This window comes from Streptomyces aureus (assembly GCF_000725495.1).
Taxonomy (GTDB): domain Bacteria; phylum Actinomycetota; class Actinomycetes; order Streptomycetales; family Streptomycetaceae; genus Streptomyces; species Streptomyces aureus_B.
This window is the reverse complement of sequence record NZ_JNZD01000004.1, coordinates 832,872-850,317: the sequence shown is the minus strand read 5'-3', so window position 1 is coordinate 850,317 and position 17,446 is coordinate 832,872. Positions and strand designations below refer to the sequence as shown.

Sequence of the window (17,446 nt, the reverse complement as noted above, 5' to 3'; positions counted from 1 at the left end):
CTTGTGCGTTGACTCAACCTTTACTCTAAAGGGGTCTTGAGGTTTGAACTATGGCTTCATATCTTTCCGGTCAGTGTTGCAACGCACCCCGCACCAGAAAGGTTCCCCGCCCATGGAGGCAAAGGCGATCCGGCTCCAGGGCCTGCGCAAGGCGTTCGGAGAGACGACCGCCGTGGCCGGAGCCGATCTGGAGATAGCCGACGGCGAGTTCTTCTCGATGCTCGGCCCGTCCGGCTCGGGCAAGACGACCGTGCTGCGGATGATCGCCGGATTCGAGAGCCCGACCGAGGGCCGGATCGAACTGGCCGGCCAGGAGGTCACCGGTCTCGCCCCCTTCGAACGGGACGTGCACACGGTCTTCCAGGACTACGCCCTGTTCCCGCACATGACCGTCGAGGAGAACGTCGCCTACGGTCTCAAGGTCCGCAAGGTGCCCAAGGCGGAGCGGCTGGTCCGGGCCCGCAAGGCGCTCGCCGACGTACGCCTCGAGGGGTTCGGCCGGCGTCGTCCGGCCCAGCTCTCCGGCGGCCAGCGCCAGCGCGTCGCCCTCGCCCGGGCCCTCGTCGGCCGCCCCCGCGTCCTGCTGCTCGACGAGCCCCTCGGCGCCCTCGACCTCAAGCTGCGCGAGCAGATGCAGGTCGAACTCAAGGCGATCCAGCGCGAGGTCGGCATCACCTTCGTGTTCGTGACCCACGACCAGGAGGAGGCCCTGACGATGAGCGACCGCGTCGCCGTCTTCAACCAGGGCCGCATCGAACAGGTCGGCACGCCGGCCGAGATCTACGAACGTCCCGCCACCGCCTTCGTCGCGGGCTTCGTCGGCACGTCCAACCTGCTCGACGGGCCCTCGGCGCAGCAGGTCGTCGGCGCCCCGGGCACGTACAGCATCCGGCCCGAGAAGATCCGCGTGCTCCAGGAGTCCGCGCGACCGACCGAGCCCGCAGCCACCGAGCCCGCCGACGCCGGGGCCGCCGATGCCGGGTCGACCGAGGACGACGAGGCGACCGCCAGGGCGACCGACTCCGCCGAGCCAGAGTTCTCCACCGCCGCCGGCACCGTCGCCGAGGTCGTCTATCTCGGCGACGCCACCCGCTTCCTGGTGGACCTCGACGCCGGCGGCCGCCTCACCGCGCTCCAGCAGAACCTGGAGACCTCCTCCGAGGACGTCGCCGCCCTGCGCGGCACCCGGGTCCGGCTCCGGTGGCACCGCCGCCACGCCGTCCGGGTCCCCGACCCCCGCTGACCTCCCCGCTCAGTCCCCCGTCACGTATGGAGTACGCCGTGCGCCTCACCCCAACCCTCAAGGCCGCCGCCGCCGTCGCGGTGCTCCTCGCGGCCACCGCCTGCGGATCGTCCGACACGGGCTCCTCCGCGTCCACCGGCCTCAACCCGCCCGACCTCAAGGCGCAGTCCAAGCTCGGCAAGACCGAGGGGCAGGTCAACCTGATCGCCTGGGCCGGCTATGTCGAGGACGGCTCCAACGATCCGAAGGTCGACTGGGTCTCCGACTTCGAGAAGCAGACCGGCTGCCAGGTCAACTCCAAGGTCGCCGCCAGCTCGGACGAGATGGTCAAGCTGATGAAGACCGGCCAGTACGACGCGGTCTCGGCCTCCGGGGACGCCTCCCTGCGCCTCATCGCCTCCGGTGACGCGGCCCCGGTCAACACCGCCCTCGTACCCAACTACAAGAACGTCTTCAGCGGTCTGAAGAAGGGCGCCTGGAACTCCGTCGACGGGCAGATGTACGGCATCCCGCACGGCCGGGGCGCCAACCTCCTGATGTACAACACCGAGAAGGTCAGCCCCGCCCCGACGTCCTGGTCCGCGGTCTTCGACGACGCCTCCGCCCACAAGGGCCACGTCACCGCGTACGACTCGCCCATCTACATCGCCGACGCGGCGCTCTACCTGAAGTCCGCCCGGCCCGAGCTGAAGATCAAGGACCCCTACGCCCTCGACCAGAAGCAGTTCGACGCCGCCGTCGCGCTGCTGAAGAAGCAGAGCGCGAACGTGGGCGAGTACTGGAGCGACTACCTCAAGGAGATCTCCGCCTTCAAGAGCGGCGACTCCGTGGTCGGCACCACCTGGCAGGTCATCGCCAACCTCACCGCCGACGAGGGAGCCAAGGTCAAGGCCTTCGTTCCCGAGGAGGGTTCCACCGGCTGGTCCGACACCTGGATGATCTCCGCCAAGGCCAAGCACCCCAACTGTGCCTACAAGTGGATGGACTGGATCATCTCGCCGAAGGTCAACGCCCAGGTGGCCGAGTACTTCGGTGAGGCGCCCGCCAACTCCGAGGCCTGCGCGTACACGAGCGACAAGTCCTTCTGCGACACCTTCCACGCCACCGACGAGAGCTACTGGAAGAACGTCGCCTTCTGGAACACGCCGATCGAGCAGTGCCTCGACGGCCGCACCGACGTCAAGTGCGTCCCGTACGCGAAGTGGGTCCAGGCCTGGACCGAGATCAAGGGCTGACCGGACGATGACCTCCCTCCCGCAGGCCGTCGGACGCTCTCCCGTCCGGCGGCTCGCGGGGACACTGCACCGGCGCCCCCGGCTGCGGCTGTCCCTGCTGCTGACCGCACCCCTGCTCTGGCTGGCGGTCCTCTATCTCGGCTCGCTGGCCGTGCTGTTCGTGTCGGCGTTCTGGACGACGAACTCCTTCACCTCCGAGGTGGTGAAGGTCTGGTCGACCGACAACTTCCACCAGCTGCTGACCACGCCCGTCTACCGGCAGGTGATCCTGCGCAGCGTCGGCGTCGCCCTCGCGGTCACCCTCCTGTGCGCGGTGATCGCCTTCCCCGTCGCGTTCTACACCGCCCGCATCGCCCGGCCCGAGCGCCGGCCGCTGCTCGTCGTCGCCATCCTCACGCCCCTGTGGGCGAGTTACCTCGTCAAGGTGTACGCCTGGCGGCTGATCCTCTCCCAAGGCGGCCTGGCCGACTGGGCGTTGAAGCCCCTCGGGCTGAGCGGACCCGGCTATGGACTGGTGGCTGCCATCATCGCGCTGACCTACCTCTGGCTGCCGTACATGATCCTGCCGATCCACACCGCACTGGAGCAGCTGCCCGCCAACCTGCTGGACGCCTCGGCGGACCTGGGGGCCCGCGCGGGCCGTACCTTCCGCTCGGTGGTGCTGCCCATGGTGCTGCCGTCCGTGGCCGCCGGCTCGGTCTTCACCTTCTCGCTCAGCCTCGGCGACTACATCACCGTGCAGATCGTCGGCGGCAAGACCCAGCTCATCGGCAACGTCGTCTACTCCAACATCGAACTGAACCTGCCCATGGCCGCCGCGCTCGGCACGGTCCCCGTCGTGGTCATCGTGGTGTACCTCCTCGCGATGCGCCGCACGGGCGCCCTGAGCAGTCTCTGAGGAGCCCGCTGTGCAACTCTCCCGTCCCGCGCGCATCGCGCTGCGCGCCGCCGCCGGGCTCGGCTTCGCGTTCATCTACGTGCCGCTGGCGCTCGTCCTGGTCAACTCCTTCAACCGGGACCGCAGCGCGAGCTGGCCGCCGTCCGGGCTCACCCTGCACTGGTGGTCCGCCGCCTGGGAGAACGAGGGGGCCCGCGCGGCGCTGTGGGTGTCGGTCAAGGCCGGACTCGGCGCCACGGCGATCGCGCTCGTGCTCGGCACGCTGATCGCCTTCGCCGTCGCCCGGCACCGGTTCTTCGGCCGGGACACGGTCTCCTTCGTGGTCGTCCTGCCCATCGCGCTGCCCGGAATCGTGACGGGCATCGCGCTCAACTCGGCCTTCAGCACGGTGCTCGAACCGCTCGGGGTCGGCCTCGGCATGTTCACCGTGATCGTCGGCCACGCGACCTTCTGCATCGTCGTCGTCTTCAACAACGTGGTGGCGCGACTGCGCCGGACGTCGGGGACGTACGAGGAGGCGGCGATGGACCTGGGCGCGGACACCTTCCGGGCCTTCGTCGACGTCACCTTCCCGCTGGTGCGCTCGGCCCTGCTGGCCGGCGGGCTGCTCGCGTTCGCGCTGTCCTTCGACGAGATCGTCGTGACGACGTTCACCGCCGGCCCCGGCATCGAGACCCTGCCGATCTGGATCTTCGACAACATGACCCGGCCCCGGCAGGCCCCGGTCGTGAACGTGGTGGCCGCCGTGCTCGTGCTGCTCTCGGTGATCCCGATCTACGCGGCGCAGAGGCTGTCAGCGGACACGGCCACGTCGAGCCGGATCTGACGTCCCCGAACCGCCCCGAGGGGGTGCTCGGCCTACGCCCATGAGGGGCGGCCGGAGTCCGTGACGCACGGACTCCAGCCGCCCCTGGGGCAGTTGACCGAACCGAACCGAAGGCGGACGGGCGGCCCCCGGTCAGCGCTTCGTCGTACTGTTGAACAGCGACCGTGACCACAGGTAGCCGCCCAGGCTGATGCCGGCGCACCAGGCGAGCGAGATCCAGCCGTTGTCGCCGATCGCGGAGCCGGAGAGCAGACCGCGCAGCGTCTCGGTCATCGGGGTGAACGGCTGGTTCTCGGCGAACCAGCGGAGCCCCGGGGACATCGAGCCGGCCGGCACGAACGCGGAGCCGAGAAACGGCAGGAACTGCACCAGCAGCGGCTTGTTGCTCGCGGACTCGACGGTCTTGGAGATCAGGCCCAGTGCCGCCGAGAGCCAGGTGACCGCGAACGCGATGGCCGTGAGGAGCCCGGCGGCGGCGAGCCATTCGAGCGGCGTCGCATCCGACCGGAAGCCGAGGGCGAGCGCGAAGGCGACGACCAGGACCATGCTCACCATCGTCTGGACGACGCTGCCGACGACATGGCCCGTCATGAACGAGGAGCGGGTGATGTTCATCGTCCGGAAGCGGTTGACGATGCCCTGCGTCATGTCCGAGCAGACCGCGATCGAGGTGGACATCGCCCCGGCCGCCACCCCCATGACGATGACGCCGGGCGTCAGATACTCCAGGTAGGCGTCCCGGCCGCCGCCCATCCCCGCGCCGATGGAGTCCCCGAAGGCGTACACGAACAGCAGCAGCATCAGGATGGGCATCATCGCGGCGCCGAGCGACACGCTCGGATAGCGGAGCGCGTGCCGGAGGTTGCGCCGCAGCATCGTCATCGAGTCGTGCACGGCGTACGTGAGGGTGCTCATCGCTGGTTCTCCTTGGTCCGGGAAGTGTCGTGGTCGCCGGTCGCGGTGGCGCCGTCGCCGGTCAGGGTGAGGAAGACGTCGTCGAGGTCGGGGGTGTGCACGGAGAGGTCGGCGGCGCGGATGCCGGCGGTGTCGAGCCGGTCCAGCAGGCCGCGCAGCGCGTCGAGGCCGGCATCGCTTGCCACCCGCAGGGCCAGGTCCTCCTCGTCGCGGGTCGCGCCGGGGAAGACGGCGATCGCCCGCTCGTAGTCGGCGGCCTCGGTGAACCGCAGGCGGACGTGGCCGCCGGGGATCTGCGCCTTGAGCTGCTCCGCCGTGCCCTCGGCCACGATCCGGCCCTTGTCGAGCACGGCGATGCTGTCGGCCAGCTGGTCGGCCTCTTCGAGGTACTGGGTGGTGAGGAACACGGTGGTGCCGCCCGCGACCAGGGACCGCACCGTGTCCCACATGGTCCGGCGGCTGCGCGGGTCGAGCCCGGTCGTCGGCTCGTCCAGGAAGATCACCTCGGGGTCGCCGACGAGCGTCATGGCGAGGTCCAGCCGACGCCGCATCCCGCCGGAGAAGGTCGCGGCCCGCTTGCCGGCGACATCGGCGATGTCGAACCGCCGGAGCAACTCCTGCGTACGGAGCCGCCCTTCACGCTTGCCGAGCCGCAGCAGGTCGGCCATCAGGATCAGGTTCTCCTCGGCCGTGAGCAGATCGTCGAGGGCGGAGAACTGCCCGGTGACCCCGATCGCGGCGCGCACCCCGTCGGGCGAGGAGGCGATGTCGTGCCCCGCGACCTGGGCGTGCCCGCCGTCGGCGGCGACGAGCGTGGACAGGATCTGCACGGTGGTGGTCTTGCCGGCCCCGTTCGGCCCGAGCAGTGCGAAGACGGAGCCGGCCGGGATGCGCAGATCGATGCCGTCGAGCACGGTCTTGTCGCCGTACGCCTTGCGCAGACCGACGGCGGAGACGGCGACGGGGACCTGCGGACCGTCACCCTTCCTGGGCGTGGGCATGACAGATGAAGACATGGGCTCTCCCGTTCGGAGGCTGGGTGATGGAGGTGCTGGAAGAAGGGGGGAGGGGGCGGCGGCTCGGGGAGGAAGGAACGGCTGCGCGGAGAAGGAGGAGGGGGCCGGTGACGAAGTGGCGTCGGCGTCGTCGGCGACGGCGGCCGGGAGGGGCCTGGACGAGCTGGCGTCGGAGTCGTGCCCTCGTCGGCGGGAAGGTCAGGACTTGGCGCGGACGATGTCGATGTTGCCCCAGTTGGTGCGAGCCCGGACCGAGACGGTGCCCTCGGCCCGCTCCGGCGCCTCGGACTCGGTGAGCAGGTTGCGCACCTGTCCGCGGTTGGAGCTGACGTCGAGCCAGGCGGCGACGCCCGAGCGGACGCCGACCTCGATGGAGCCGTTGGACGTCTCCAACAGGATCTGTCCGCCGACGACTTCACCGACGCGGACGTGTCCGTTGGTCGTGGTGCCGGTGACCGAGGACTCGGCCCGCGTGATGTCGATGCCCCCGTTCGTGCTGCTCGTCCGTGTCTCGCCGGTGACCGTGCCCACGGTCGTGGTGCCGTGCGCGTTCTTCAGGACGGCGGGGCCGTCGATGGTGCCGACGCGCACGTTGCCGGTGCTGCTGGTGATCTCGGCCGGGCCCTCGACCCGGTCCACGGTGACGAGGCCGTGCGACACGGTCAGGGTCAGCGGGCCGGTGGTGTCGAGGCGGACGTCCCCGGCCGAGGTCTTCACGCGGACCTCGCCGAGCCGTCCTTCGCCGAACATCTGGGCCCAGGAGCCCGACATGTCGACCTGGGAGCCGATAGGCAGGCCGACCGTCACGTCGACGAGACCGCTGGGGCCGACGAGGGGCCGGTGCTTGGTCCTGATCGTCAGGACGCCGCCCGCGTACACGACCTCGGTCTGCTCGGCGGCGCGCACGTCCTTGTCCCGCTTCGGGTCGCGCGGCAGTACCTCGACGACCGTGTCGGCGCGGTCCCCGGCGGTGAGACGGATGGAACCGGCGGCCACCTCGGCCGTGACCGAGATGGGCTGGGGAGTGTCGAAAGAAGGCATGGCTGTCCCGTCCTCTTGAGTCTGTGAACCGTCCCCGCAGGTGGGGACGGTGTGGGTGAAGTGGTGCGGGTGCGGGTGCGGGTGCGGAAGATGCGGTGCCGGTGATGAGGTGTTGATGCGATGCCGGTGCCGCTAGCGCACCCAGCCCGTGAAGCTCTGTCCGACCGTGCGGGTCCTGCCAGTCGGGCGAGGCCGCGCTCCGCCGTCGACCGCGGCCGACACGGCCCGCACCAGCCACGCGTTGACCGACAGTCCCTCCTGGTTCGCGGCCTCTTCGGCACGAGCCTTGAGGTGGGCCGGCAGACGCAGGTTGACGCGCGCGGTGCCACCCTCGTCGCCGTCGGCGGGCGGCTGCGCCCTGACCGGTTCGACAGGTGCCTCCACAGCTTCCGTGGTGCCTGCGTAGGAGGGAGGCGGTGTCACGACGAAATCGGGGTCCAGTCCCCGCAGCCGTACGTCGACCGAGCCGGGGGCGAGCTCGCGGGTGATCTCGTCCATCGCGGCGGAGAGCACGTTGAGCATGGTCAGACGAGTCGCCGACTCCAGCGGAGCGGTGAGCCGCTCGGCCAGCTGCCGGGCTTCGTCCCCGCCGGCTTCGGCGGCCACCGCGAGTTCGTGGCGCAGGCTGTCGACATACGGAGTGAGGTCCATGACGACATCGTGGCACCACAGTGGTGCCATGTGCAAGCCTGAATGGCACCGCTTGGTGGCGTACGCGCGCCGGAATGGCCCTGGCCTGTGGAAATGGGCGGCTGGATTTCTGGCGCAGGATGGCCCCATGAGCGGCACGGCACTCTGAACGGGTGTCTGATGGCGCCGGATGGCACCACGTGGCACCGGGTGATGCCATTAGGTGCCACGTGATGCCACGTGATGCCATGTGGTGCCGCGGGCGGGCGTAATGGGTGCCCGGGGTGCGCACCTGCAGCCGAAGGCCCGCAGCCTGCCTCGGATGCGCGGGAGTCTCGCCCCTGACGGTCGACTCCCCACCGACCGACTCCCGACCGGCACCTGCCTCCCGGCAGCCCCCGACAGGCACCCGCCTCCCGACTGGGACCCGCTTCCCGACGGCCCCGACCGGAACCCGCCTCCTGACGGCCCTCGACCGACACCACCAGCCCGCCGCAAATCCCGGCCCCAACTCATGTGCAGGCACAGCGGTATGTGACATAGTACTGATGTGAGTCAGCCTGTTACCTGCGATGTCGTGGTCGTCGGAGCCGGAATGGTGGGCGCGGCCTGCGCCCTGTACGCGGCTCGCGAGGGCTTCGACGTCACCGTGGTGGACCGGGGCCCGGTGGCCGGAGGGACGACCGGCGCGGGCGAGGGGAATCTGCTCGTCTCCGACAAGGCGCCAGGACCAGAACTCGACCTCGCCCTGCTCTCCGGGCGCCTGTGGGCCGACCTCGCCGAGGAGTACGCGCAGGCGGTCGAGTACGAGGCCAAGGGCGGAGTCGTCGTGGCGTCCACCCCCGAGGGCCTGAGCGCGCTGGAGACGTTCGCGGAGGGCCAGCGGGCGGCCGGCGTACTGGCGGAACCGGTCGCCGCCGACCGACTGCACAATCTGGAGCCGTACTTGGCGCCTGGACTGGCGGGCGCCGTCCGCTACCCGCAGGACACCCAGGTGATGCCGGCCCTCGCCGCCGCGCACCTCCTGCGGGCGTCGGGCGCGCGGCTGCTGACCGGGCACACCGTGACCGAGGTGCTACGCGGGAAGGACGGCTCGGTGCGCGGGGTGCGCACCGACCGGGGCGAGCTGCACGCGCCCGCCGTCGTGAACGCGGCCGGAACCTGGGGCGGCGCGGTGGCCTCGCTCGCCGGCGTCACCCTTCCGGTGCTGCCCCGCAGGGGGTTCGTCCTGGTCACCGAGCCCCTGCCGCGCCGGGTGCGGCACAAGGTGTACGCGGCGGACTATGTGGCCGACGTCGCGAGCGACTCGGCGGCTCTCCAGACGTCGCCGGTGGTGGAGGGGACCGCCGCCGGTCCCGTACTGATCGGCGCGAGCCGGGAACGGGTCGGCTTCGACCGGTCCTTCTCCCTGCCCGTGGTCCGGGAGCTGGCAGCCGGAGCCACCCGGCTCTTCCCGTTCCTCGCGCGGGTACGCGCCCTGCGGACCTACCTCGGCTTCCGGCCCTACCTGCCCGACCATCTGCCCGCGATCGGCCCCGACCCCCGGGCGCCCGGTCTCTTCCACGCCTGCGGGCACGAGGGAGCCGGTATCGGACTGTCCACCGGCACAGGGCGGTTGATCGCCCAGGTCCTGGCGGGCGGGAGACCGGGCCTCGACCTCACGCCGTTCCGGCCCGACCGCTTCTCCGAGGAGGCCGTGTGAACCCCCTGGACCTCGTACGGGCCGAACCCGGCCCCGCCTTCACCGTCACCCTCGACGGCCGGACGATCGATGTGCTGCCCGGCCGGACCGTCGCCGCCGCGCTGTGGGCCGAGGGCGTGACCTCGTGGCGCACCACCCGCGGGACCGGGCGCCCCCGCGGGGTCTTCTGCGGCATCGGCGTCTGCTTCGACTGCCTCGTCACGGTCAACGACCGCCCGAACCAGCGGGCCTGCCTGGTCAGGCTCGCCCCCGGCGACGCGATCCGCACGCAGGAGGGCACCGGTCACGATGACTGACGGACCCCACCGGCTCGCGGTGATCGGCGCGGGGCCGGCCGGTCTCGCCGCCTGTCTGGCCGCGGCGGCGCGCGGTGTCCAAGTGACGCTGATCGACGCGGCCCCGGAGGCGGGCGGACAGTTCTACCGCCGCCCCGCGAGCGGCCTCGGCGCCAGGCGCCCCTCGGCCCTGCACCATCGGTGGAGCACGTGGAGCCGCCTGGAACAGGGGCTCGCGGCACACCTGGAGGCGGGCACGGTCGAGCACCTGCCGGACCACCACGTCTGGACGGTCGAGCGGACGGGTCAGGCACCAGGTGCCGGACCGGGATTCACCGTCCACGCGCTCATCGGCCCGCTTCAGGAGCGCTCCGTCGCCGTGCGCGCCGACGCCGTGCTCCTGGCCACCGGGGGATACGAGAAGGTGCTGCCCTTCCCGGGCTGGACCCTGCCCGGGGTGGTGACCGCGGGCGGGGCCCAGGCCATGCTCAAGGGCGGTCTCGTCGTGCCCGGCCGCAGGGCCGTCGTCGCGGGGAGCGGGCCGCTGCTGCTGCCCGTCGCCACCGGACTGTCGGCCGCCGGGGTCGAAGTGGCGGCGCTCGTGGAATCCCTCGACCCCCGAAGGCTGTCGCGCGCGGCGGTGGCGCTGGCGTCCGCCCCGGGCAAGGCCGTCGAGGGAGCCTTGTACGCGTTCCAACTGCTGCGCCACCGCATCCCGTTCCTTCCACGGCACACCGTCGTCGAGGCACAGGGGGAGGGGCACCTCGAAGCCGTCACCGTCGCCGCACTCGGCCCCGACGGGCGGGTACGGCCCGGCACCGCGCGCAGCATCCCGTGCGAGGCGTTCGCCGTCGGGCACGGGATGATCCCGCACACCGACCTCGCCGAGGCGCTCGGCTGCCGCGTCGACGGGGTGAACGTCTCCGTGGACGACGAACAGCGCACCGACGTACCCGGCGTCTGGGCCGCGGGTGAGACCACGGGCATCGGTGGCGCCGAACTGGCCCTGGCCGAGGGCCATATCGCGGGCCGGTCGGCGGCCGCCCGACTGCACGGCACCGCACCCGACCCCAGCCCGGCCGCACGAGTCCGGACGCGAACGCGCCGTTTCGCGGCAGCGCTCGACACGGTGTACCGACCGCCCCTTCACTGGGCCGACCAGGTCACCGACGACACCGTCGTGTGCCGCTGCGAGGAGGTCACGGCCGGCCGCGTCCGCGAGGCCGTCACCGACCTCGGCGCAGGCGACCTGCGGACGGTCAAACTGCTCACCCGAGCCGGAATGGGATGGTGCCAGGGCCGGATCTGCGAGCCCGCCGTCGCCGGCCTGACCGGCTGCGAACAGACGCCCGCACGAAGGATGCCGGCCCGCCCGGTGCCACTAGGCGAACTCGCCCGAGCGGGTGCGGACGACGACGAGAGCCATGACGACGGCAACGACCACGCCCCCGGCCGCGACACCCAGCCGCCCAAGCCGACGCACCCATGACCCAGCCCGCCGGCCCGCAAGCCCACACCTTCACACAGTGCAATGTCACACCCCACGACCACTTGGAAGGAACACCTCATGACGGTCACCCCCGACAGTCACCGTCCCTGGCACGGAGTCCTCGTGGCCACCGCCCTCCCGCTGAACGACGACCTCTCGATCGACCACGGCCGCTACGCCGAACACTGCACCTGGCTCGTCGAGAACGGCTGCGACGGGGTCGTGCCCAACGGTTCCCTCGGCGAGTACCAGGTACTCACCCCCGAGGAGCGTGCCTCGGTCGTCGAGACCGCCGTCGCCGCGATCGGCGGGTCCCGGGTGATGCCGGGCGTCGCCGCCTACGGCTCGGCCGAGGCACGCCGCTGGGCCGAGCAGGCCAGGGACGCGGGCTGCGGGGCCGTGATGCTGCTGCCGCCCAACGCCTACCGTGCCGACGAGCGTTCCGTCCTCGCGCACTACGAGGAGGTCTCCCAGGTCGGCGTCCCGGTCGTCGCGTACAACAACCCCATCGACACCAAGGTCGACCTGGTGCCCGAACTCCTCGCGCGACTGCACGCGGGCGGCTTCATCCAGGCCGTCAAGGAGTTCTCCGGGGACGTACGCCGGGCCTACCGGATCGCCGAACTCGCTCCAGATTTGGACCTGTTGATCGGGGCTGACGACGTCCTGCTCGAACTGGCCGTCGCGGGCGCCAAAGGCTGGGTGGCCGGGTATCCGAACGCGTTGCCCCGGGCGAGCGTCGAGCTGTACCGCGCCGCCGTCGCGGGCGACCTCGACACGGCGGGCAAGCTGTATCGGCAGTTGCACCCGTTGCTGCGCTGGGACTCGCGGGTCGAGTTCGTCCAGGCCATCAAGCTGTCCATGGACGTCGTCGGCCGCCACGGGGGCCCGGTGCGTCCGCCGCGCGTTCCGTTGCTGCCCGAGCAGGAGGCGGCGGTGCGCCTGGCCACGGAACGTGCGGTCGCCGCGGGACTTGCCTGAGCGGCCACCGCCCCTCCCCTCAGCCCACCAAGCCTTCTTTCGCCCCCTCCGCCCCTACCCGACCCGTACCTGGGGCTCCGCCCCCGGACCCCCGCTCCTCAAACGCCGGAGGGGCTGAGATTTCCCCGGCCGGGGCTGGAAGGTTCCCGGGCCGGGAGTGGAACGTTGCTGGGCCGGGGGTGGAGGGTTCCCGGGTCGGGAGTGGAACGTTGCTGGGCCGGGGGTGGGACATTGCGGGGCCAGGGCTGGATCTCGCGCAAGCCACCACGCACCCGCAGTCGGCATACGGCGGGAGGGGACGTGCCGGTACATCGATGCCCGTCGCCACTAACGCTCACATCTCTGTCCGACGGCGACGGGCTGATGCACCGGCACGGCCCCGACCCACCCACCGGACCACCGAGGGCATGCCGACCCGGGTGATCACCGGCGGCATCGGCACCATCCCCGGCGCGACCATGAACGAGCGGCGGCTCTACTTCCGCGAGCACCGCGACGACATCAAGCAACTCCTCATGAACGAGCCGCGCGGCCACGCGGCAATGAGCGGGGCGATCCTCCAGCCGCCCACCCGGCCCGACTGCGACTACGGCGTGATCTACATCGAGGTCTCGGGCTATCTCCCGATGTGCGGACACGGCACGATCGGCGTGGCGACCGTGCTGGTGGAGACCGGCATGGTCGAGGTCGTCGAACCCGTCACCACGATCCGGCTCGACACCCCGGCCGGCCTCGTCGTGGCCGAGGTCGCCGTGGAGGACGGCGCGGCCAAGGAGGTCACGCTCAAGAACGTGCCCTCGTTCGCCGTCGCCCTCGACCGCAAGGCGACACTCGCCGACGGCCGTACCGTGACCTACGACCTGGCCTACGGCGGGAACTTCTACGCGATCCTGCCGCTGGAGCAGTTCGGCCTGCCCTTCGACCGCTCCCGCAAGGACGAGATCCTGGCGGCCGGGCTCGCGCTCATGGACGCGGTCAACGCCGACGGCGGCCCCGTGCACCCCGAGGACCCGTCCATCCAGGGCTGCCACCACGTCCACCTGTACGCGCCCGGAGCGACGGCCCGCTACTCGCGGCACGCGATGGCGATCCACCCCGGCTGGTTCGACCGCTCGCCCTGCGGCACGGGCACCAGCGCGCGCATGGCCCAGCTGCACGCCCGCGGTGAACTCCCGCTGGACACCGAGTTCGTGAACGAGTCGTTCATCGGCACACGGTTCACGGGACGACTGCTCGGCACCACAGAGGTCGCCGGGCTCCCGGCGGTGCTGCCCAGCTTCACGGGACGCGCATGGATCACGGGAACCGCCCAGTACCTGCTCGACCCGACGGACCCGTTCCCGGCGGGGTTCGTCCTGTGAGCGGCCCCGCGCCGGTCCGTGGATACTGGGAACCCCGATAAGACGTGACATGGCACAGTGCCGCAGGGCAGGAGAACGAGGCCCCTGAGCGGCACCGAGGCCCGTACGAGGAGACCCCGATGGCCGCCCAGCGCAGCAGCGCACCCTCAGCCGCTCCCGACCTGCCCACGCTGGGCGGCAGGCGGAGCAGCTACCGCGAGCGCGTGGCCGACGCGCTGCGCGCCGCGCTGATCGCGGGAGAGCTGCGGCCCGGCGAGGTCTACTCGGCGCCGACGCTAGCGGCCCGGTTCGGCGTCTCGGCGACGCCGGTCCGCGAGGCGATGCTCGACCTGGCCAAGGAGGGACTGGTCGACACGGTCCCGAACAAGGGTTTCCGGGTGACGGCCGTCTCGGAGAAGCAGCTCGACGAATACACCCACATCCGCTCGCTCATCGAGGTTCCCACGGTCGTGGGTCTGGCGGCGACGGCGGACCCCGTGTCGCTGGAGGCGCTGCGCCCGGCGGCCCGGGAGATCGTGACCGCGGCGGCGGCCGGCGACCTGATCGCCTATGTGGAGGCGGACATCCGCTTCCACCTGGGTCTGCTGGCGCTGGCGGGCAACTCCCACCTGGTCGAGGTCGTGGGCGACCTGCGCAAGCGCTCGCGCCTGTACGGGCTCGATGCGCTGGTCCGGGCGGGCCGTCTGGAGGAATCGGCGCGGGAGCACCTCGAGCTCCTCGACGCGCTCCTGGAGCGGGACGAACGCGCCGTGCGCGCGGTGATGACCCGCCACCTCGGCCATGTCCGCGGCCTGTGGGCGGCGCCCTGAGGAACCCCTTGTTGCAGACTATGGCCCGCACCCGAAGGAACCACCGCACCTACGAAACCAAGCGCAGCCGCCCAAGAAGCCACAACACAGGCAAGCCGACAGCGGCCAAGAGCAGTAGCCGCCACCACGACGACCCGCCCCCCACCCACGCTTCCTGTGAACACGAACGAGCCGACCCCTTACGCAAGCAGTTTGCAATTCTTGCGCTATTCTTGCGCGCATGACGCGACGACTTGCTCAGGTGGCGAAGAAGGTCGGGGTCAGCGAGGCCACGGTCAGCCGGGTGCTCAACGGCAAGCCCGGTGTCTCGGACTCCACCCGGCAGGCGGTCCTCTCCGCCCTGGACGTCCTCGGCTACGAACGGCCCACCCAGCTGCGCGGTGAACGCGCGCGGCTCGTCGGCCTCGTCCTGCCCGAGCTGCAGAACCCGATCTTCCCCGCCTTCGCCGAGGTGATCGGCGGGGCGCTCGCCCAGCTCGGCCTCACCCCGGTGCTGTGCACCCAGACCAAGGGCGGGGTCTCCGAGGCGGACTACGTGGACCTGCTGCTCCAGCAGCAGGTCTCCGGGGTGGTGTTCGCCGGCGGCCTGTACGCGCAGGCCGACGCCCCGCACGACCACTACCGCGAACTGGCGGACCGCAACATCCCGGTGGTGCTGGTCAACGCCGCCATCGAGCACCTCGGTTTCCCGTGCGTGTCCTGCGACGACGCCGTGGCCGTCGAGCAGGCATGGCGTCATCTGGCCTCGCTCGGCCACGAGCGGATCGGCCTGGTCCTGGGCCCCGGCGACCACATGCCGTCCGGCCGCAAGCTCGCGGCCGCCCGCGCCCTCGCGCCCGACCTCCCGGACGAGCACGTGGCGCGGGCGATGTTCTCGCTGGAGGGCGGCCAGGCCGCGGCCGCGCGGCTGCTGGACCGGGGTGTCACCGGCATCATCTGCGCCAGCGACCCGCTCGCGCTCGGCGCCGTACGGGCCGCGCGCCGCAAGGGGCTCAGCGTCCCCGGCGACATCTCCGTGGTCGGCTACGACGACTCGGCGTTCATGAACTGCACCGAGCCCCCGCTGACCACCGTCCGCCAGCCGATCGAGGCCATGGGACGCGCCGCGGTGGAACTGCTGAACGCGCAGATCGGGGGCGGCAGCGTGACCCCCGAGGAGCTTCTGTTCGAGCCGGAACTGGTGGTGCGCGGCTCGACCGCGCAGGCCCCCCGCAGCTGAGCCCCAGAACCAGGCCCCAGAACCGAGCCCCATAGCCGACCCACAGGGCTGAGCCACAGAACCGAGCCCCAGCGCCAACCCCCAGCGCCAACCCCCAGGGCTGGCCCAAGGACCTCAGCCGCGCGGCTAGGCGCAGGACTGAGCGCAGGACTGAGCGCACGACTGAGCGCACGACTGAGCGCACGACTGAGCGCACGACTGAGCGCAGGGCGAAGCGCGAGGCCGCGCAGCCCTGACCGCGCCCCCACCCCCCGTCCCGCCCACGGAACCGGGACCCATGACTCCGCTACGCAACCCCCTGCCACGGACACCCCCATCCGCTGTCAAATAATTACAGATTCTGCGCGACATCTTGCGGACCGATGTCGACGGTGCTTGAGTGTGCGGCGCCAGAACACGGCGGCAAGCCCGCCGTGGGCCTTCCTCGCTCCAGCCCGAAGGGGTCCACCAATGAGAAGTACCGGGTTCCGCCGTAGCTTCGTCATGCTCATGGCGTCCTCCGTCGCGTTCACCGCCGCCGCGTGCGGTTCGAGCGGCGACGACGATGCGGCCAACGGAAAGACCCGCATCACCGTCAACTGCGAGCCGCCGAAGAGCGCGAAGACCGACCGCTCGTTCTTCGACGCCGACGTCGCGGCCTTCGAGAAGGCCAACCCGGCCATCGACGTCGTCACCCACGACGCGTTCCCGTGCCAGGACCCCAAGACCTTCGACGCCAAGCTCGCCGGAGGCCAGATGGAGGACGTGTTCTACACGTACTTCACCGACGTCAAGCACGTCGTCGACGTCAACCAGGCCGCCGACATCACGCCGTACGTCAAGGACCTGAAGAGCTACGGCACGATCCAGCAGCAGCTGCGCGACATCTACACCGTGGACGGCAAGATCTACGGCGTCCCGCGCACCGGCTACTCGATGGGCCTGATCTACAACAAGGCCCTGTTCAAGAAGGCCGGCCTCGACCCGGACAAGCCGCCGGCCACCTGGGAGGAGCTGCGCGCGGACGCCAAGAAGATCGCCGCGCTCGGCAAGGGGACCGTCGGCTACGCCGACTACAGCGCCCAGAACCAGGGCGGCTGGCACTTCACCGCCGAGGTCTACTCCCAGGGCGGGAACGTCGTCTCCGAGGACGGCAAGAAGGCCACGGTCGACACCCCCGAGGGCAAGGCGGTCCTGCAGAACCTGAAGGACATGCGCTGGGCCGACAACTCCATGGGCAGCAAGCAGCTGCTGGTCATCAACGACGTCCAGCAGATGATGGGCGCCGGCAAGCTCGGCATGTACCTCTCCGCGCCCGACAACATCCCGATCCTCGTCAAGGAGAAGGGCGGGAACTACAACGACCTGGCCCTGGCCCCGATGCCCGGCGGCAAGGGGACGCTCATCGGCGGTGACGGCTACATGTTCAACAAGAAGGACACCCCGGCTCAGATCAAGGCCGGCCTCAAGTGGCTCGACCACATGTTCCTGACCCCCGGAAAGGGCTTCCTCGGCGACTACGCCCGCGCCAAGCAGAACAACGCGCCCGTCGGCCTGCCCGAGCCGCGCCTGTTCACCGGAGCGGCCGACGCCAAGGACCAGCAGGTCAAGAAGGCCAACGCCAACGTTCCCGTGGAGAACTACCAGGCCTTCCTCGACGGCAACCAGAGCCTGCAGATGAAGATCGAGCCGCCGCAGGCCCAGCAGATCTACTCCGTCCTGGACGCCGCCGTGTCCGCCGTCCTGACCAAGAAGGACGCCGACGTCGACCAGCTCCTCAAGGACGCCTCCGGCAAGATCGACGCCATCCTGGCCCGAGGCTGACAC

Annotated in this window: 16 protein-coding genes; 12 read left to right on the top strand and 4 right to left on the bottom strand. The window is 70.9% G+C overall.

Translation table 11 applies throughout. The features are described 5' to 3' along the window. Nucleotides 1-112 precede the first annotated feature (112 nt). From IO36_RS09885 to IO36_RS09870, 4 genes are read left to right on the top strand one after another with little or no spacing between them, the layout of a single operon-like run. Complete coding sequence (locus IO36_RS09885) at nucleotides 113-1,243, top strand: ABC transporter ATP-binding protein (RefSeq protein ID WP_037618186.1); 1,131 nt, start codon at nucleotides 113-115, stop codon at nucleotides 1,241-1,243. Between the two features lie 26 nt (nucleotides 1,244-1,269). After that, on the top strand, nucleotides 1,270-2,478 hold the full coding sequence (locus IO36_RS09880) for an ABC transporter substrate-binding protein (protein WP_209441166.1): 1,209 nt from the start codon (nucleotides 1,270-1,272) through the stop codon (nucleotides 2,476-2,478). Nucleotides 2,479-2,485: 7 nt separating this feature from the next. Beyond that, nucleotides 2,486-3,376: an ABC transporter permease gene (locus IO36_RS09875; RefSeq protein WP_037618184.1), complete on the top strand. Its 891-nt coding sequence runs from the start codon at nucleotides 2,486-2,488 to the stop codon at nucleotides 3,374-3,376. A 10-nt stretch (nucleotides 3,377-3,386) separates the two neighbouring features. After that, nucleotides 3,387-4,202: an ABC transporter permease gene (locus IO36_RS09870; protein ID WP_037618182.1), complete on the top strand. Its 816-nt coding sequence runs from the start codon at nucleotides 3,387-3,389 to the stop codon at nucleotides 4,200-4,202. A gap of 132 nt (nucleotides 4,203-4,334) precedes the next feature. On the opposite strand, the gene IO36_RS09865 is transcribed toward IO36_RS09870, so the two are convergent. From IO36_RS09865 to IO36_RS09850, 4 genes are all read right to left on the bottom strand, one after another. Further along, entirely contained in the window at nucleotides 4,335-5,117 is a 783-nt protein-coding gene (locus tag IO36_RS09865) for an ABC transporter permease (RefSeq protein ID WP_037618180.1), read from the bottom strand. Then, nucleotides 5,114-6,118 (bottom strand): ATP-binding cassette domain-containing protein, encoded by a 1,005-nt coding sequence (locus tag IO36_RS09860; protein WP_051900216.1) that lies wholly within the window; start codon nucleotides 6,116-6,118, stop codon nucleotides 5,114-5,116. The genes IO36_RS09865 and IO36_RS09860 overlap by 4 nt, the downstream gene beginning before the upstream one ends. 213 nt (nucleotides 6,119-6,331) lie before the next feature. Continuing rightward, nucleotides 6,332-7,174, bottom strand: a complete 843-nt coding sequence (locus IO36_RS09855) for a DUF4097 family beta strand repeat-containing protein (protein WP_037618177.1) — start codon at nucleotides 7,172-7,174, stop codon at nucleotides 6,332-6,334. A gap of 132 nt (nucleotides 7,175-7,306) precedes the next feature. Beyond that, nucleotides 7,307-7,825: a toxin-antitoxin system HicB family antitoxin gene (locus IO36_RS09850; protein WP_037618176.1), complete on the bottom strand. Its 519-nt coding sequence runs from the start codon at nucleotides 7,823-7,825 to the stop codon at nucleotides 7,307-7,309. A 529-nt stretch (nucleotides 7,826-8,354) separates the two neighbouring features. Here IO36_RS09850 and IO36_RS09845 point away from each other — a divergent pair. From IO36_RS09845 to IO36_RS09810, 8 genes are all read left to right on the top strand, one after another. After that, nucleotides 8,355-9,506, top strand: a complete 1,152-nt coding sequence (locus IO36_RS09845; protein ID WP_037618174.1) for an NAD(P)/FAD-dependent oxidoreductase — start codon at nucleotides 8,355-8,357, stop codon at nucleotides 9,504-9,506. Then, on the top strand, nucleotides 9,503-9,802 hold the full coding sequence (locus IO36_RS09840; protein WP_037618171.1) for a (2Fe-2S)-binding protein: 300 nt from the start codon (nucleotides 9,503-9,505) through the stop codon (nucleotides 9,800-9,802). Before IO36_RS09845 ends, IO36_RS09840 begins: the two co-directional genes overlap by 4 nt. After that, nucleotides 9,795-11,270 (top strand): NAD(P)/FAD-dependent oxidoreductase, encoded by a 1,476-nt coding sequence (locus tag IO36_RS09835; RefSeq protein ID WP_051900215.1) that lies wholly within the window; start codon nucleotides 9,795-9,797, stop codon nucleotides 11,268-11,270. Before IO36_RS09840 ends, IO36_RS09835 begins: the two co-directional genes overlap by 8 nt. A gap of 78 nt (nucleotides 11,271-11,348) precedes the next feature. Beyond that, nucleotides 11,349-12,251, top strand: coding sequence for a dihydrodipicolinate synthase family protein (locus IO36_RS09830; protein ID WP_037618170.1), 903 nt, complete (start codon nucleotides 11,349-11,351; stop codon nucleotides 12,249-12,251). A gap of 407 nt (nucleotides 12,252-12,658) precedes the next feature. Then, nucleotides 12,659-13,612 (top strand): proline racemase family protein, encoded by a 954-nt coding sequence (locus IO36_RS09825; protein ID WP_051900213.1) that lies wholly within the window; start codon nucleotides 12,659-12,661, stop codon nucleotides 13,610-13,612. A 119-nt stretch (nucleotides 13,613-13,731) separates the two neighbouring features. Further along, on the top strand, nucleotides 13,732-14,421 hold the full coding sequence (locus IO36_RS09820; RefSeq protein ID WP_037618168.1) for a GntR family transcriptional regulator: 690 nt from the start codon (nucleotides 13,732-13,734) through the stop codon (nucleotides 14,419-14,421). A 220-nt stretch (nucleotides 14,422-14,641) separates the two neighbouring features. Beyond that, entirely contained in the window at nucleotides 14,642-15,640 is a 999-nt protein-coding gene (locus IO36_RS09815) for a LacI family DNA-binding transcriptional regulator (RefSeq protein WP_078943084.1), read from the top strand. A 450-nt stretch (nucleotides 15,641-16,090) separates the two neighbouring features. Beyond that, the gene (locus IO36_RS09810) at nucleotides 16,091-17,443 is read left to right on the top strand and encodes an ABC transporter substrate-binding protein (protein ID WP_037618163.1); all 1,353 of its coding nucleotides are present in this window, start codon (nucleotides 16,091-16,093) and stop codon (nucleotides 17,441-17,443) included. Nucleotides 17,444-17,446 lie beyond the last annotated feature (3 nt).

Bases quoted from the DNA above. Each gene is read 5' to 3' on its own strand.
- IO36_RS09885 (WP_037618186.1), top strand. From the start codon at position 113: ATGGAGGCAAAGGCGATCCGGCTCCAGGGCCTGCGCAAGGCGTTCGGA.
- IO36_RS09880 (WP_209441166.1), top strand. From the start codon at position 1,270: ATGGAGTACGCCGTGCGCCTCACCCCAACCCTCAAGGCCGCCGCCGCC.
- IO36_RS09875 (WP_037618184.1), top strand. From the start codon at position 2,486: ATGACCTCCCTCCCGCAGGCCGTCGGACGCTCTCCCGTCCGGCGGCTC.
- IO36_RS09865 (WP_037618180.1), bottom strand. From the start codon at position 5,117: ATGAGCACCCTCACGTACGCCGTGCACGACTCGATGACGATGCTGCGG.
- IO36_RS09860 (WP_051900216.1), bottom strand. From the start codon at position 6,118: ATGCCCACGCCCAGGAAGGGTGACGGTCCGCAGGTCCCCGTCGCCGTC.
- IO36_RS09855 (WP_037618177.1), bottom strand. From the start codon at position 7,174: ATGCCTTCTTTCGACACTCCCCAGCCCATCTCGGTCACGGCCGAGGTG.
- IO36_RS09850 (WP_037618176.1), bottom strand. From the start codon at position 7,825: ATGGACCTCACTCCGTATGTCGACAGCCTGCGCCACGAACTCGCGGTG.
- IO36_RS09835 (WP_051900215.1), top strand. From the start codon at position 9,795: ATGACTGACGGACCCCACCGGCTCGCGGTGATCGGCGCGGGGCCGGCC.
- IO36_RS09830 (WP_037618170.1), top strand. From the start codon at position 11,349: ATGACGGTCACCCCCGACAGTCACCGTCCCTGGCACGGAGTCCTCGTG.
- IO36_RS09825 (WP_051900213.1), top strand. From the start codon at position 12,659: ATGCCGACCCGGGTGATCACCGGCGGCATCGGCACCATCCCCGGCGCG.
- IO36_RS09820 (WP_037618168.1), top strand. From the start codon at position 13,732: ATGGCCGCCCAGCGCAGCAGCGCACCCTCAGCCGCTCCCGACCTGCCC.
- IO36_RS09815 (WP_078943084.1), top strand. From the start codon at position 14,642: ATGACGCGACGACTTGCTCAGGTGGCGAAGAAGGTCGGGGTCAGCGAG.
- IO36_RS09810 (WP_037618163.1), top strand. From the start codon at position 16,091: ATGAGAAGTACCGGGTTCCGCCGTAGCTTCGTCATGCTCATGGCGTCC.